Raw genomic sequence first — 15,444 nt, forward strand, 5'->3', positions numbered from 1 at the left:
CGCAGAGATCAAAAATGGCCCCACCCGGGGCCATTTTCGCTTACATGGAGCGTAGATACGCGCCCCCGCTCTTATGCCTCGCGCAGCCAGTCAAACGCAACACGCGGCGTGCCGTCCGACACATACACAACGCCGGCACGCTCAAACCCCGCTTTAATACTCGCGCCCTGCATGGGCAGGTTGTCCCGATGCGTATCGATACGCAGATGGTCGGCACGCTCTTTGGCAAAGGCGAACATCGCAGCCGCGATACCGTGCACGGTGCCGTCGGACGCCACACGGTGCAGCACGGCGTACGGAGTGTCGCTGCGCCATTGCCCGTCCTCAATTACGTCATAGCACTCGTCCGGGCCCGATAAAAAGGCAAACGTCGCCACCACGCGGCCGTCGACTTCGCACACATAGCTACCACCGGCGGCGATATCGGCAGCCAGCTGCTCGGCAGAAGGCGTGCCCTCGGGCCACTGCGTGGCGTTGCCATGCGCGCGCATAAAGGCACGGGCCGCGTCATAGATAGCCATGACGGCGGGAATGTCGGTATCGAGGGTTTTTCTGATCATCACGCAGCGACCTCACGTTTATTGGTATCACTTTGATTGAGCAATGATACCAGCGTTTGAAGAGGGGCGAGAAGCAGATGGGAAGCAAAAAGCGAGCCGCCTGGTCAAAGGCCAAAAGCGAGTTTTTGGGCGCTGCCACCGGCGGCGATATGAGCGACCTGTTTGCGCGCGAGGATGAGCGCCGCGACGCCCTGGACGCCGAGCGCGATGAAGCCTGGCGCTACAAGTCGTGCGAGCGCAAAAACCGTTACGGCACACGCGCCGAGGCCGAGGCCGTTATGGCCGACTGCGAAAACCGCGGGCGGCGTGGTTTGGCCTGCTACAAATGCGAATACTGCGGTGGCTGGCACCTGACGTCGCACCCTTGGAAATAGGCCCCGCATCGGCACGGCACTGACGGAGCGCCAACCATCGCACGAAAGCTACGGGCGCGGCGGCACCAAAACATCGTAACGAACGGCCTTGCCCGCAAGTTGATAGCTCGGCTTAACGCCGGCAAGCAGCGGCCCCTTCACCGGCCGCTTGATAACGACCTTGCGCGGGTGCACCGCAAGCGCAGCTTCGACCAGCGTCTCCTCATCGGCACACGGCTGTTCCAGATGATGCAAGAGTTGGAACTTCTTTTTAACCGCCGCGCTCTTTGTGCGCTCGGGAAACATGGGGTCCAGATACACCACGTCGGGAGCGGTGAGCTCGCCCTGCCCGATCAACTCAGTTATATGGTGAAGGGCTGCAATGCTGTCCTCGCCCGCATGTAAGCGCATGCGGGCCACGGCAGTCGCAAGCGCCGGATCATCTGCCGCGCGATCCAAGGCATCCTTGAGGAGCGCCGCGATCACGCAATCCTGCTCATACAGATCGACGGTAAAGCCCGCAGCCGCCAGCAGCAGCGAATCCTCGCCAAAGCCTGCCGTGGCATCAATCGCCCATGGGCACTCGACGCCTTTTGCGCGCGCAGCCTTTACCAACAGCTCTTGCTGCAGACGGCCCTGTTTGAGCCGTGGCAGCATGCGGACAAAATCGGCACGCAACTCCATCGTGCCGTCGGTGAGCGTGAGGCCCGCGGACTTCCCGGTCAGCTCAAGCCCCGCGGCCCGAGCAACAGAAAAGGGATCGACGACGCCCATGGGTACTCCTTAACAAGCAAAATGAATACGTGAGCGCCGTTTATGCCAGCACCCAACCGTCCGCTATTGTCCCACATGCGACATGGCCCACAGCATCCCAATGCAAAGCACCGCCATCAAACCCGTGCACACGGCAGCGATCACAGAATCACCCATGCGCCTTCCCAACGACCGCGGCTCATGCACTCGCCCTGCTCCGTACATCATGGCTCCTCCTTAAGAACAGCTCCTTGTTACGGTCTCATCATCGCAGCGCCGCACATGAGCTGCCATCGATTTGGCTTACGTCCAGCTTTCCTTTTTGAAAGGTCGGATTGGGCTGCGCGGGCTCAAAGCGCTTTCAGGCGCACGCATCGCTGCGTTGAACTACAATGTGCTTCACCATATGTGCAACACATGGGCTACGCCAGATCGGCGTACTCGTATCGAAAGGACCAGCCATGAGCTCCGCTCGCAAGACTCTCAAAATCCTTGCCCTCATCTACTTTGTTTTGGGCATCGCCAGCCTCGTCATCACCGGCATCGGTATCGCCAGGGGCAGCCTCGATTCCACGTACGGGTCGAACGCCATGCTCGCCGCGGTCGTGCTTGTCGTCAAGGGCATTGTCGATCTTTCCGCAGGTGTTGCGGGCATCAAGGGCGCCAACAAGCCCTCGCAGGTGGATAGCGCGTTTAAGCTCGGCATCGTTGCCGCCATCGCCACGATTGCGCAGGCCGTGCTCACGCTTCCCGCACTCGGCGGCAGCGCCGTCAATATCGGTGCCTTTGTCATCGTGGTCTACGACCTGTTCTTTGTTCAGCAGGCGCGCGCCGTTAAGGCCGAGAACAAGGACCGCCTGTAGGCACTCGCTTCTCATAACCCCTGCAGCCAAGCAACTAACATGGGCCATCGCGCAGTAACGCGGTCGGCCCTTTACATTTGCCCAGATAAAACCTGCCAAAATAAACCTGTCCCTTTTTGGCAGGTTGGTTAGCTGTGGCGGTACTCGGCAATGATGAAGTCGATGTCAGTTTTAAGGGTGTCCAGGTTTGCCAGGCGCTCTTTGTCGGTAGGGCGTGTGCGGTAGTAGTACGGCGTCATCTGGAACACCGCCTCGATGTCGGCCTGGGTCTGGAGCGTAATATTCGCGGACACCCGCTGTGTGCCGACCAGTTTAAGCTCCATCGTCTTCGGAAGCTTTTCGTCGTTGAGGTACGGCGTGTCGTAGAGCACCTCCTTGAGCCCAAAGAGATGACGGGCACCCGGTACCACGGTGTAGAGCGAACCCTCCGGCGCCAACACGCGGGCAAACTCGCGCTCGTTAAAGGGAGCAAAGAGCTCGGTCACCATATAGAAGGCGCCATCGGCCACTGGGATGTCTTTCATGTTGGCCACAAAATAGGTCGCATCGCCGCGCTTGGCGGCCAGGCGTACCATTTCTTTGCCCAGGTCAAAGCCATAAGCGTCCACGCCCGGCACCGCGCCCATGGCGCTGGTGTAGTAACCATCGCCGCAGCAAATATCGAGCAGCGTCATGGGACCGCCTGTAGACGCAGCACGCCCAGAAACCCGTTTGCGCACCAGCTCGACCATTGCATCGCGCAGCGGCGCATAGTAGCCACGGTTCAAAAAGTCACGACGGCTGCGTGCCTGCGACTTGGGATCGCCCATGGAGTCGCCGCTCTTGGACGAACGTAGCAGATATAGATAACCCTCGCGCGCACGGTCAAACCGGTGTCCGCCCGCGCATGCAGCACCGCGCTCGTCGTCCACCAACGGCTCATGGCAAACGGGACACAACAACATGGCAACTCCTTAGCGCGAACAACACAACGTACACCATTGTCGCACGCCTTCCCCACCTAGTCATTGGGGACGTTCTTGAATGACTAGTCGTTTAAGAACGCCCCCAATGACTAGGTGATTAGGAGTATCATCGTCTGCGCAAATAAGCACGAAATAGCACGTTAGAGATTGAGAGCGTATGGCTGATACCGCATCTAAGCACATCGACATGACCACCGGCTCACTGTGGCGCAATATCCCCCTGTTCGCCTTGCCCGTGGCCGCCACGAGCATCTTGGAGCAGCTGTCAAACCTCATCGCCACGGTCATTATCGGTAACTTCTCGGGCGACCAGGGAACCCTCGCCATGGCGGCAGTCGGCTCCAATGTTCCGCTTACCAGCCTTATGCTCAACCTGTTTATTGGCATGTCGCTTGGCTCCAACGTGGTCATCGCCAACGCTATCGGCCGCAACGATCAGAATATGGTCAAACACGCCGTCCATACCTCGATTTTAATGGCGCTCGTGGGCTTTGTCGTCATCGCTCTGGGCGAGATCTTTGCCGAGCCCATGCTCGCCGCGCTCAACGTTCCCTCCGAAACCATGCCGCTCGCTTCGCTCTATCTACGCGTCTTTTTGCTCAGCATGCCCTCGATCTTGCTCTACAACTTTGAGGCCGCGATCTTCCGCTCCGTCGGCATCACCCGCATGCCGCTGCAAGCGCTTGCCGTGTCCACCGTCCTCAACATTGGCCTGGACCTCATCTTTGTCCCCGTACTCCACTGGGGCGTCGCGGGTGTCGCCATCGCCACCGTCATCGCCTACACCGTCAGCGCCGCTACACTCTTTATCCGCCTGCTCAAGACCGACTCCGTCGTCCGCGTCACCCCGCGCGACCTTGCTATCGACCCCGTCGCCCTCAAGCGCATCGTCAAGATCGGCCTGCCCGCCGGCATCCAAAGCGCCGTCTTTGCCGTCGCCAACATCATCATCCAGTCCGCCATCAACAGCCTGGGCACCGAGGTCATGGCGGCCTCGAGCGCCGCCATGAGCCTGGAGTACGTGTGCTACAACCTGCTCAACAGCTTTAGCCAGGCTTGCACCACCTTTGTGGGGCAAAACCACGGTGCCCGTCAGATCGACCGCTGCACCAAGACCCTTAAGGTCTGCCTGGTCGAAGGCGGTATCGTCGCGCTCACCACGATTATTGTCATTGTCGGCCTGGGGCGCGAGATCTTGTCGTTGTTCAACAGCGATCCCAACATCGTCTCGATCGGCTATATCCGCGTGTGCTCGATCTTCCCTGCGTATGCCTTTAGCATGTTCTACGAGAACATGTCCGGCTACCTGCGCGGCTTTGGTATCTCGCTCATACCCGCCCTTATCACCATGATCTGCGTCTGCGGCATCCGCTTCTATTGGGTATTCTGCGTGTTCCCGCACTTCCGCACCTTTGCGAACATCATGATGGTCTACCCCATCAGCCTGGGCACCACGGCGTTCTTTATGGTCGTGGCGGTACTACTCTGCCACCCGACACGCACCTATCGCGCCACCCAAGCCAAAGCGACAGCCTGCTAAACACCACGCTCAACGTCACGCCAGTCATTAATTGACAATATGCGAGCTCATGTAGTCGATAAAGTGCCTCGTGGCGATAGGCATGGTGTCCCAGCTGCGCCAGGCTGCCACTACGTCGCGCGAGGGGGCGTGCACGATGGGACGTACGCGAATATCGGCCCGCATGCCCCCAACGGTGCGGTGATACAGCATGCTCACGCCCAGACCCTCCTCCACCATCGCCATAATGGTGTAGTCGTCGGTGACCTCGCTCGTCACGTGCGGCGACAGGCCATGCACCGCGAATGCATCGAGCACGTCTCGTAGACCCCGCTCTTCATGCAGCCGCGGCATAAAGGCAACCGGTGCGCCTTTACAATAGATGCCAACATAGCATCTGCCATAAAGGAGCTCCATGGACACCGCAACTCGCGACCGCAACATAGCAACTTGGTTGGGCGATGCGCCGCAGCCGGTACGTGACACTACGAACCAGCTGCTCGAGCGCATCGCCCTTTTGCGTGCCGAGCAGACCATCTACCCGGCACAAGACGACATCCTCAATGCCCTCGCCTACACGCCGGCCGACCAGGTCAAAGCTGTCATCTTGGGCCAAGATCCTTATCACGGGCCCAACCAGGCCATGGGGTTATCGTTCTCGGTCCCCGCGACGCAAACCAAGTTGCCGCCAAGCCTGCGCAACATCTATAAGGAACTCAAAGCCGATCTGAGTTGTCCCATTCCCGCCACGGGAGATCTGACGCCATGGGCACAACAGGGCGTCCTGCTCCTCAACACTACGCTTACCGTGCGCGAGCATGCCGCGAACTCACACGCCAAGCTGGGCTGGAGTACGCTCACCGACTACGTTATCGAACGCTGCTGCCAGCTACCCCAACCGGTAGTCTTTTTGGCATGGGGCCGCTTTGCCCAGCAGATGGTTGAGGGCAAGCTCGCCGCAATCGACGCGGGCAAAACAACCGGCAAGTTCTGCCTTGCCTCCACGCACCCCTCGCCGCTTTCGGCCAACCGTGCCACGGCAGAACTCCCCGCTTTTATGGGGTCGCGACCCTTCTCGGCAGCCAATCGGCTACTCGAACAGCACGGCTCGACCCCCGTCAACTGGACTTGTCTCGGCTAAAAATCGATACATCAAAAACGCGCCCGACGGCTTTCCATCGGGCGCGTTTCCTATTCGGGCCAAATAAATTGTGTGCGGCCGGCCTCGCCACCATCAATGAGCAGGCTCTGCCCGGTCATAAACCGGTTGGTCACGCCCACAAAGTAGATCCACTCGGCGATCTCTTGGGCGGTTGCCCAGCGTTTAAGCGGTGTAAGCTCCATAATCTGGTTCCACAGGTGTTCGTCTTCCATCACGCAACGGTTGAGCGGCGTGATAACGCCACCCGGGTCCACACTGTTGGCGATGGCCTGCGGTGCCAGGCGGTTTGCAAGGTTCTTGGTGTAGGCGATAACGCCGCCCTTGCTGGCGGCATAGGCGGGAAACTCCGATCCCGTATGCCCGCTCGCCGACCCCACATTGACCACGGATTTGATAGCGGGCGCCGGCTTGGCAGCAAGCCCCTCCCCCACAAAGGCGTAGCACTCGGTCACGTTGATGGTGCCACAAAGGTTGGCGGCGATGTCGTCAGCCGAATCCTGCGCACCGGCAACGTTCACGATCACCTGGGGTTCAAGATCGACTGGAAACGAGTCAGGCTCGCGTACATCAACGACCAGATGGCGGTAGCGCTCGTGTTCGATCGCCGCCGGCAGCAGATCAAAGCCCACGACCTCGTGGCCCTCGTCCAAAAAGCGCCGCACGCACGCGGCTCCGATACCGCCCGAAGCTCCCGTGATCAAAACCCGCATACTTGCTCCTTAGGCGGTTGCGTGGCGCTTGAGGTACTCGGCGCCCACATTCTCACGCTCCCAGCCGCGCACGACCTTATAGCCCACGGGGCTCAGGAAGACCTCGCACAGCAGCTCGGCAACAGCGCCGGTCAGCGAGCACATAAGGACCTGCACCCAGGTCCAACCAAAGAACGTGTGGCTCACCACAATGGCAAAGACCAGGTTGTCGATAAACTGGCCAACACCCGTGGACACATAGGAGCGGAAGGCGAAGCTCGCAAAGTTATTCTTTTTGAGCATACGGCCGAGCGACTGGTTGAGCGTGGAGTTAACCACGGCAGAAACGAACATTGCCAGCGAAGAGCCCAGCACCACGTACCAGGTGCCGCCGATGGTGGCGTTAAGGGCGGTGTTGACCTCGATCATGCCCGTGTCGTAGTAGGCGCCCCACATACCGGGCGTGAGCGAGCACGCCCAAAAGCACAGGCTCACGGCAAGGTTGACCGCCAGTGCGAGGATAGAGATTTTGATGGATGCCTTGGCGCCAAAGCGCTTGCAGATCATGTCCTGGCACAAAAACGAGACCCAGCTCACCACAAAGCCGCAATCGAGTGCCAGATACGGCAGGCTGATGAGCTCTTTGTTGGCCAGCAGGTTCATCATGATGACGCTCACGAAAAACAGCGAAACCGTTGCCGCGGGAATGCTCCGCAACAGGACCTTGTAGTCCTCCATGACCTTCTTGATCATTATGTACTCCTTTGGTTTTAGGTTTAACGAGCAGGATATCGGACCCGAACTGCTCGGACGCCCCGGTCTTGAGGCGACGGTGGGCATGATAGCCGCTCATGCGGCATCAGGCAAGCAGGCAGCGCGGCAGCCCCACAGGGCCACCGCGCCGATGCGTTAAAAGACTACGTTGCCAAACTCCGACAGGATAAGGTCGGGGTTGTGGTCGGTTGCCCAATCCACGTTCCACGGGCTCGTAAACAGCAACAGCTTGCCACCGCGCATGTCCTCGACGCGCAGCGTGTCGCGCGTGAGCGAAAGGCCCGGGATATCGATGGTGTCGGGGTCGTTCTGGATCCAGCGAATGTCCGTATAGGGCAGCGGCTGGCGACGAACCTCAACACGGTACTCGGCCTTGAGGCGGCGCTCGAGTACCTCAAACTGTAGCACGCCGACCACGCCCACAATGACGCTCTCCATGCCGGCACCCAGCTCGCGGAAGATCTGGATGGCGCCCTCCTGGGCAAGCTCCTCCATGCCCTTGACGAACTGCTTGCGCTTGAGCGTGTCGACCTGCGTAATGCGAGCGAACATCTCGGGGGCAAACGTCGGGATCTGCGGATACTGCACATGGCGCTTGCCGGAGCACACGGTGTCGCCGACGCTAAAGATACCCGGGTCGAACAGGCCCACGATATCGCCCGCGTACGCCTCGTCCACGATAGCGCGGTCGTCGGCCATCATCGACGTGCCCGTGGCAAGCTTGAGCTTGCGGTTGCCCTGCACGTGGAAGGCATCCATGCCACGCTCGAACTTACCCGAGCAAATGCGCACAAAGGCGATGCGGTCGCGGTGGTTCTTGTCCATGTTGGCCTGGATCTTAAACACAAAGCCGCTAAAGTCGTCGCGGCAGGGATCGACCGGTTCACTGGTAAGCGTATCGGTATAGGCACGCGGCGTCGGGGCCAGACGCAGGAACTCCTTAAGGAAGGGTTCCACGCCAAAGTTGGTAAGCGCCGAGCCAAAGAACGCCGGGCTCAGCTTGCCGCAGGCCACGGCATCCAAGTCGAGCTCGTCGCCGGCGCCATCGAGCAACTCGATGTCGTCCATCAGGTTCTTATGGTTCTCCTCGCCGATGAGCTCATCCATGGAAGAATCGCCCAGCTCGGCCTCGACCTCGGCGACCTTCTTGGTGGCGTTGGCGTGACCGTCGCCCTCAAAGGCAATGACGCGACGGGTCTGACGATCGAACACGCCGCGGAAATTGCGGCCGCTGCCAATCGGCCAGTTCATGGGATACGTATTGATGCCCAGGACATTCTCGATCTCTTCCATGAGCTCAAACGGATCGCGAGCCTCGTGGTCGAGCTTGTTCACAAAGGTGAAGATGGGAATGTGGCGCAGCGTACAGACCTTAAAGAGCTTCTTGGTCTGGGCCTCGACGCCCTTGGCGCCGTCGATGACCATGACTGCGGCGTCAGCGGCCATAAGGGTACGGTAGGTATCCTCCGAAAAGTCCTGGTGACCGGGGGTATCGAGGATGTTGACGCAGGCGCCGTTGTAAGTGAACTGCAGCACCGAGGAGGTGACGGAAATGCCGCGCTCCTTCTCGATGTCCATCCAGTCCGAGACGGCATGCTTGGCCGAGCTCTTGCCCTTGACCGAGCCGGCGGTCTGGATGCTGCCGGTATAGAGCAGCAGCTTCTCGGTAAGCGTGGTCTTACCGGCATCCGGGTGGCTGATGATCGCGAATGTGCGGCGCGACGAGATTTCATCCGACAGGCTTGCCATGCGGATCCTTTCTTGCATTGAGTGCATTACGTCGTTGTAGCCGTACTATTGTAGCCGCGAAATTCCGCTCTAGGGCGCCTATCAGGACAAATTCATCAGTTGGGGCCTGTGTAGCAGTCAATGACGGCACTCCGCAGCAGTTTGTCTCGATCTGTAACATCTAGACGGTTTTTGAACCTCTACCTGTTACAGATTTAGACAAACAGGTGGGCGTCCCAGAAAGATCTCGATCTGTAACATCTAGCAGCCAAAAACTTCTCCAGTTGTTACAGATTGAGACAAACAGGTGGGGCCCACCAGCAAAATCTCAATCTGTAACAGGCAGCCGTCCAAATCGGTTCCAGATGTTACAGATTGAGATGAATGAACGAGCGGACAATCCCTATTTACCTCTTGCATAACTGTGCATAGTGTATATATACTGTGCTTACCGGTTATATACACGTGTAGCCCAACAGCTAAGGAGCCGCTGTGGACATCATCCTATCCAATTCGAGCGACAAGCCCATCTACGAGCAGATAACCTCGCAAGTCAAAGCTCAGATCTTATCGGGCACGCTCGCTGCGGGAGCCAAACTCCCCAGCATCCGTGCACTCGCGAGCGACCTGGGTGTGAGCGTCATCACCACCAAGCGCGCCTACGCCGACCTAGAGCAACTCGGGTTTATCTGCACCGTGCAGGGCAAGGGCTGTTTTGTCGCCGAGGGCAACCAGGAGCTCTTGCGCGAAAACCAGCTATGCCATATCGAAGACCTGCTTGCGAAAGCGGCGAGCCAAGCCGAAGCCTTGGGCGTCACGCGCGACAAACTGCACGAAATGCTCGACCTGGTAGCCCCCGAAACCATGCAGTAGCCATCTGCAAGAAAGGCTATACCATGCAAAACTTGCTTGAACTCAAAGGCATCTCACGCGCTGTAAGCGACCGTTTTTCACTACGCGATGTCACGCTTGCCGTGGAGCCCGGCCAGATTGTTGGCTTTGTGGGCGCAAACGGTGCTGGCAAAACAACGACCATTCGCGCCACGCTCGGGCTTATAAAGCTCGATGCCGGCGAGATGCACCTGTTTGGGCAGTGCTGTGGCGCCGACGTACCCGGTGAAGTGCAGCGCTGCTTGCGCACTCGTGTCGGCCTCGTGCTGGACACGTGTCCTTTCCCTTCCACACTCAAGGTGACCGAAGTTGAGGCACTCGTAAGCCCGGCGTACCCCACCTGGAGCCACGACACCTTCGCCAACCTCATCGACCGATTTGGCTTGGATCCCAAGGCGAAGGTCAAGGACCTCTCCCGCGGCATGGGCATGAAGCTGCAGCTTGCCTGTGCGCTCAGTCACAAGGCCAAGCTGCTCGTTTTGGACGAAGCCACCGCGGGTCTTGATCCCATGGCACGCGAGGAGCTGCTCGATGAGCTGCTTGCCTTTGTCGCCGACGGCCAGCGCAGCGTGCTGCTCTCGAGCCACATTACGTCCGACCTCGATCGCGCTGCCGACCGCATCATTTGCATCGATAACGGCTCGATTGTGTTTGACCTGCCGCGCGAGGACATTACCGACCGCGCCGGCATCGCCCACTGTACCCAAGCGCAGGCCGCCGAGCTTATGGCTTGCGTCGAAGGCGCCCGTGCCGCCCACCACGCTTATAGCGTGGACGTGCTCGTGCCCAACCGTCGCGAAACGCTCGAGGCCTTCCCCGAGATTCCCTGCGATCGGGCAACCATTGACGATTATCTACGCCTCACGCTGAAAGGGGCTTCGAAATGAAACGCGCCTTTATGTCCGAGCTCGCCATCGTTCGCACGCTTGTCCCAAGCATAGCGGGCGTCGGCCTGTTCATATTCGTTGTGCTGACCCTCGCCAACACGTCAGATGGCGACTCCGGCATGAGTGCCGGCGCCTGCGCGCTCAGCGCCATGTCGCCTATCATGGTCATGAGCTCGCTGGCAGGCTTCGACAATCAAAACGGATGGGAGCGCTATAGGGCAACGCTGCCCCTCTCGCGCAAAGACATCATCTGCGCACGCTACCTGAGCATCGTTGTCTTCTCGGCCGTCATGACGTGCGCCGCCACGCTTTTGAGTATCGTCGCCATCCCGCTCTTCAACAGCGCGGGCATTCCTTCGACGGGACAGACGGTCTTTGAAATCGCAATCGCCTCGGCAGCATCGATGCTCATCTCCCTCATGATGGTATTCTTGGCGCAGCCGCTGTTCTTTCGATTTGGACACATGGAGGCGCTGCGCCTATCCGTTGGCCTGTTTGCCCTGCTCGGATGCCTTGCCATGGCCACGTTGAGCTCCTCCAACCCCATCAGCAACTGGCTCATGTCGATTGTCGGGGCGAATCCCGATCCCACCGTCCTTGGCTGTCTGTGTGCAGGAACTGCAGTACTGGCGCTCGCACTATGTGTAATCAGCTGCGCTGTCAGCACCAAGGTTTATCGAGTACGCGATCTGTAATCGACGGCTAAAAAAGCTTAGGTGGTACCCCGCTTATTTTTTCAATGAAACGAGGCGGCATAGCGTCACCACCGCCCTTCACAGCAGGCCGTCTAGTTCTTGGCAACCAAAAAGACACCGTCAGCATATCGAAGGTAAATACTTTTCCGAGAAGTGAACGAGTAAAAACAGTGCCCTGTAGCATCGACATTTTTAAGGACTCAATTCCTGCGGTTTTTGTCTAAGAATCCTGCAGTTTTGTTCGAAAAAAGTGTGCATGTTCCAGGGGTCCAGATTTACTCGTTCACTTCGCGGAAAACCATTCACCTTCGATTCGAGCCTTAACCAAATGCCTCTCGAACTATGGCCCCTGTCTCACCACAGCGATATCAAAGCTTCATGGCGGGACGGTATCATCGGACGAGTGCCGTAAATCTGGCGCGGTCGTTCTTTGGGGAGGCATTTCACCCGTGTCGTGGGTCGCAGCAGCATTTGTGTCGGCTTTCTTTGCCGGCGTCACATCAGTCCTGGCCAAATGCGGCATCAAGCAGACCGACTCCGATGTCGCGACGGCCATTCGCACCTGCGTGGTGCTCGTTTTCGCCTGGGCAATGGCGGGCATTTCTGGATCCATTGGAACCATCGGCAGCATCGAACCCAGATCTTGGCTCTTTCTCGTCCTCTCGGGACTCGCTACCGGTGCTTCGTGGATCTGTTACTTTAAGGCGTTGGGCATCGAAGACGTCAATAAGGTCGTACCGGTCGACAAGATGAGCACCGTACTCGCTGCACTGATCGCCATCGTGCTTTTTGGCGAGACGAGCAACCTTGCGGTTAAGCTCGTGGGAACCGCTGTCATCACCCTCGGCACGTTTTTAATGATCGAGAAGAAGCAGTCTGCCGGACCCGAGCGGCAGCAAGACCGGACCTGGCTCGCTTACGCCCTCGGCGCCGCCGTGTTCGCGGCGCTCACGTCCATCCTTGCCAAGGTTGGCATCGAAGGCGTCGAGTCCAACCTGGCCACGGCAATCCGTACCTGTGTGGTACTGGTTATGGCATGGGCAATCGTGGCAGCTAAAGGCAAGATAGGCCAAGCCGTGCACGTAGACCGCTACGAACTCGTATTTCTCGCGGCATCGGGCATTGCGACTGGCGCATCGTGGCTGCTGTGCTACTACGCCATCGCCACAGGCCAGGTGAGCGTCGTGGTGCAGATCGACAAACTATCGATTGTCGTATCGGTACTATTTGCGCGCCTGGCATTCAACGAAAAACTCTCACGGCGCAGCGCCATCGGTCTCGCCTTCATCGTCCTGGGCACCGCCGCGCTCGCGATTTGGAAATAGCGCCGATGCCAAGCGAGATCTAGACGCTCGCAAATCCGTGACAAACGGCATATCCCGGCACGCCCGTGACGTTTTACAATATAAACGTCACGGGCCTCGGCCCAGTCTCGATCATCCAAGGGGATGTCTTTTTGGTCATTGTTCTTTAGGGAACGGTCAATCGCATAGAACCACGAAAACGGCCGTCCAACGGCCGTGGTTTGTTGCACCATTGTGCTGAGGAAGCTCTAAACATTAGCCGCGCGAGGCCGTAAACAAATGGCCTCGCGCGGCTTCTTCAAAACGAGTTCTGAACAAACGCAAAGCGCAATATGCTACTTGCGCAGCGGCTTGGGCAGCGGAATGCCGGCGGCGATGGCTGCGGCGATGATCATGCAGACGATGCCCTTGAGCGGGAAGCACATGAGCAGCAGGCCCACGACCATAACGGGTTGGCGCATGACGGCGCCCATCGTCGATGCCGTGCAGACGGCGACGCAAAAGACCGGATCGGCGCCGGTGAGGATGGCAAGGCCATAGCCCAGGCTTACGCCCGAGAAGATAACCGGGAAGAAGTGACCGCCACGCCAGCCCATATTGATGAGGGCGGGGGTCAGCATAGCCTTGACAAGACCGGTCGCGATAAGCACGCCGGCGGGAATGGTCAGATAGGTTTCCATGAGCACGTCAGCCTGAGTCTCGCCGGCAAACATGGTGTAGGGCAGGAGCGTGCCACAGATGGCGAGCGCCAGACCGGCCATCATGGCCTTGACGACAGGACGCTCCCCTATTGCATGGGACAGCGCCTCGCTCGCGTGCTCGGAGACAAAGTACAGCCAGCCGCAAACGGTGCCGAGCAACGCCAGCGGAATGAGCCAGGCAAGCTCCAGGTTGCCCACCTCGGCGGACTCGAACCTGGGCATGCCCATGCCGCCGCCCACGAGCTGGCCAAGCAACAGGTAAGTGCCCAGACCGCCGGCAATCGCAATGCCGTAGACCACGGTCTTTTGCGCCTTGGGCAGCTTGATGGTGATCTCGTCGGACGCGGACTCATCGTCGGCATCTTCGCCCTGGCCGTCGGCGCTACCGGCGAGCGGCGCCACAAAGCCAAAGACAGGCGCGGTAAAGAGCGCCGTCAGGGCAGCCTGGGTACCTAGCAGCGTGAGCTCCCTAAACTCGGCGCCAAAGCGACGCATGCGGTCGCCGACCCAGCTGCACAGGCCCGCGATAACGCCGGTCAGGCCGGCCTCCGGTCCAATACTTCCGCCAAACAGCAGCGGCAGCAATGCCGCAAGCGAAAGCTTGCCCAGATTGTCGTACGGGTAGCGCCCATCTTGCTTGACCTTAGCCATCACCTGATTGAGGTTATCGGTCTTGGTGTCTGTCATCTTTTCGTACAGACCGATTAACAGGCCGCCCAGCAGGCAGACAAAAAACGGGTACGGCAGAAAGCCAAACGGGCCGCTGGCGAGCTCGGGCGAAGCGACGCCCAGTGCATGCGGAATCTCGGTCCATAGATAGTCGATGCCGTGCTCCATCACAAAAAAGAACAGCCAGACCGCGGCACCTGCGAACGCACCGGTCACGGCAACGCTAACTAAAAACAGCGCGCGGTTTGTAGGTTTAGCGAGCTTATCCATCGGGTCCTCCCGCGGTCAAAGTCGACATAGATACGTTTTATTGTAGAGCGAGTGTGGCCCAGACAAGCCAACCGTCTGCGCTGCAAACGGAGCCACCGGGGACCACAGCGGGACAGGCTCAAGGCTTATCCGTTGATAATTGATGCGATTTCGTACAGATCCTCGGCAAAGTAAATGCCTTGCTGGCGCCGTGGGCTTGATAGGCCCTTATCAATCATGTGTCCGAGCAGCGCCTTGAGGTCGTTGTAGTAACCGTCCAGGTTATACAGAATGCACGGAGCACTCAGGTGCCCCAACGACACCGCGGACATAACCTCGGCAATCTCCTCGAGCGTGCCCGTCCCACCGGGAAAGGCAATGAACGCATCGCCGAGCTCGATCATCTTTGCCTTACGCTCCGCCATATCGCTCGTCACGATGAGGTCGTCGATACCGTCATGTTGAAACTCGGCCTCGATAAAAAAGCTCGGCTCCACACCCGTCACGTGCCCGCCGGCATTAAGCACGCTATCGGCGAGCGCGCCCATCAGGCCCGATTTGGATCCGCCGTACACGAGCGCGTGCCCGTTGGCGCCAATCCAGTTGCCCAGCTCCTGCACCGCAGGCAGAAACGCCGGGTCATTGCCGATACTGGCACCCAGATACACGGTGATATTCAAAT

17 protein-coding genes are annotated in these 15,444 nt (G+C 59.0%); 8 read left to right on the top strand and 9 right to left on the bottom strand.

The annotated features are described in order from the left end of the window. Positions 1-71 precede the first annotated feature (71 nt). Positions 72-560, bottom strand: coding sequence for an N-acetyltransferase (locus ACTQVX_RS02795; RefSeq protein WP_427794259.1), 489 nt, complete (start codon positions 558-560; stop codon positions 72-74). 77 nt (positions 561-637) lie between these two features. Between ACTQVX_RS02795 and ACTQVX_RS02800 the strand changes: the two genes are divergently transcribed. After that, positions 638-934: a hypothetical protein gene (locus ACTQVX_RS02800; RefSeq protein WP_441032510.1), complete on the top strand. Its 297-nt coding sequence runs from the start codon at positions 638-640 to the stop codon at positions 932-934. Positions 935-982: 48 nt separating this feature from the next. Here the strand turns inward: ACTQVX_RS02800 and ACTQVX_RS02805 are convergent, their stop codons facing one another. After that, the gene (locus ACTQVX_RS02805) at positions 983-1,687 is read right to left on the bottom strand and encodes a class I SAM-dependent methyltransferase (protein WP_441032513.1); all 705 of its coding nucleotides are present in this window, start codon (positions 1,685-1,687) and stop codon (positions 983-985) included. Positions 1,688-2,127: 440 nt separating this feature from the next. Between ACTQVX_RS02805 and ACTQVX_RS02810 the strand changes: the two genes are divergently transcribed. Next, positions 2,128-2,529, top strand: coding sequence for a hypothetical protein (locus ACTQVX_RS02810; protein ID WP_441032515.1), 402 nt, complete (start codon positions 2,128-2,130; stop codon positions 2,527-2,529). Positions 2,530-2,657: 128 nt separating this feature from the next. Here the strand turns inward: ACTQVX_RS02810 and ACTQVX_RS02815 are convergent, their stop codons facing one another. Beyond that, a complete protein-coding gene (locus ACTQVX_RS02815; RefSeq protein WP_441032518.1) occupies positions 2,658-3,473 on the bottom strand; it encodes a putative RNA methyltransferase in 816 nt (271 codons plus the stop codon). Between the two features lie 178 nt (positions 3,474-3,651). Between ACTQVX_RS02815 and ACTQVX_RS02820 the strand changes: the two genes are divergently transcribed. Next, the gene (locus ACTQVX_RS02820; RefSeq protein ID WP_441032521.1) at positions 3,652-5,034 is read left to right on the top strand and encodes an MATE family efflux transporter; all 1,383 of its coding nucleotides are present in this window, start codon (positions 3,652-3,654) and stop codon (positions 5,032-5,034) included. 27 nt (positions 5,035-5,061) lie between these two features. On the opposite strand, the gene ACTQVX_RS02825 is transcribed toward ACTQVX_RS02820, so the two are convergent. Continuing rightward, a complete protein-coding gene (locus ACTQVX_RS02825) occupies positions 5,062-5,367 on the bottom strand; it encodes a LysR family transcriptional regulator substrate-binding protein (RefSeq protein ID WP_441545381.1) in 306 nt (101 codons plus the stop codon). A 61-nt stretch (positions 5,368-5,428) separates the two neighbouring features. Between ACTQVX_RS02825 and ACTQVX_RS02830 the strand changes: the two genes are divergently transcribed. Beyond that, complete coding sequence (locus ACTQVX_RS02830; RefSeq protein ID WP_441560125.1) at positions 5,429-6,154, top strand: uracil-DNA glycosylase; 726 nt, start codon at positions 5,429-5,431, stop codon at positions 6,152-6,154. A gap of 50 nt (positions 6,155-6,204) precedes the next feature. On the opposite strand, the gene ACTQVX_RS02835 is transcribed toward ACTQVX_RS02830, so the two are convergent. From ACTQVX_RS02835 to ACTQVX_RS02845, 3 genes are all read right to left on the bottom strand, one after another. After that, the gene (locus ACTQVX_RS02835) at positions 6,205-6,885 is read right to left on the bottom strand and encodes an SDR family NAD(P)-dependent oxidoreductase (protein WP_441560126.1); all 681 of its coding nucleotides are present in this window, start codon (positions 6,883-6,885) and stop codon (positions 6,205-6,207) included. Between the two features lie 9 nt (positions 6,886-6,894). Next, a complete protein-coding gene (locus ACTQVX_RS02840) occupies positions 6,895-7,617 on the bottom strand; it encodes a VUT family protein (protein WP_229770709.1) in 723 nt (240 codons plus the stop codon). Between the two features lie 156 nt (positions 7,618-7,773). Then, positions 7,774-9,387: a peptide chain release factor 3 gene (locus ACTQVX_RS02845; RefSeq protein WP_427719358.1), complete on the bottom strand. Its 1,614-nt coding sequence runs from the start codon at positions 9,385-9,387 to the stop codon at positions 7,774-7,776. A 471-nt stretch (positions 9,388-9,858) separates the two neighbouring features. On the opposite strand from ACTQVX_RS02845, the gene ACTQVX_RS02850 reads away from it, so the two are divergent. The 4 genes from ACTQVX_RS02850 (at position 9,859) to ACTQVX_RS02865 (ending at position 13,164) form a co-directional block, all read left to right on the top strand. Continuing rightward, entirely contained in the window at positions 9,859-10,239 is a 381-nt protein-coding gene (locus ACTQVX_RS02850; protein WP_370450620.1) for a GntR family transcriptional regulator, read from the top strand. A gap of 23 nt (positions 10,240-10,262) precedes the next feature. Continuing rightward, on the top strand, positions 10,263-11,144 hold the full coding sequence (locus ACTQVX_RS02855; RefSeq protein WP_441032534.1) for an ABC transporter ATP-binding protein: 882 nt from the start codon (positions 10,263-10,265) through the stop codon (positions 11,142-11,144). Further along, positions 11,141-11,839, top strand: coding sequence for an ABC-2 transporter permease (locus tag ACTQVX_RS02860; RefSeq protein ID WP_441560127.1), 699 nt, complete (start codon positions 11,141-11,143; stop codon positions 11,837-11,839). Before ACTQVX_RS02855 ends, ACTQVX_RS02860 begins: the two co-directional genes overlap by 4 nt. Positions 11,840-12,288: 449 nt before the next feature. Beyond that, a complete protein-coding gene (locus tag ACTQVX_RS02865; RefSeq protein WP_441560129.1) occupies positions 12,289-13,164 on the top strand; it encodes an EamA family transporter in 876 nt (291 codons plus the stop codon). Between the two features lie 314 nt (positions 13,165-13,478). On the opposite strand, the gene ACTQVX_RS02870 is transcribed toward ACTQVX_RS02865, so the two are convergent. Both ACTQVX_RS02870 and ACTQVX_RS02875 read right to left on the bottom strand, forming a co-directional pair. Next, positions 13,479-14,783: a chloride channel protein gene (locus ACTQVX_RS02870; protein ID WP_441032546.1), complete on the bottom strand. Its 1,305-nt coding sequence runs from the start codon at positions 14,781-14,783 to the stop codon at positions 13,479-13,481. Positions 14,784-14,908: 125 nt separating this feature from the next. Further along, positions 14,909-15,442 carry a TIGR00730 family Rossman fold protein gene (locus ACTQVX_RS02875; RefSeq protein ID WP_427719368.1) on the bottom strand — a complete coding sequence of 178 codons (534 nt, stop codon included), beginning with the start codon at positions 15,440-15,442 and terminating at the stop codon, positions 14,909-14,911. Positions 15,443-15,444: the final 2 nt, after the last annotated feature.

Origin of the sequence: Collinsella sp. LCP19S3_A6 (genome assembly GCF_052122015.1) — a bacterium.
Lineage (GTDB): Bacteria > Actinomycetota > Coriobacteriia > Coriobacteriales > Coriobacteriaceae > Collinsella.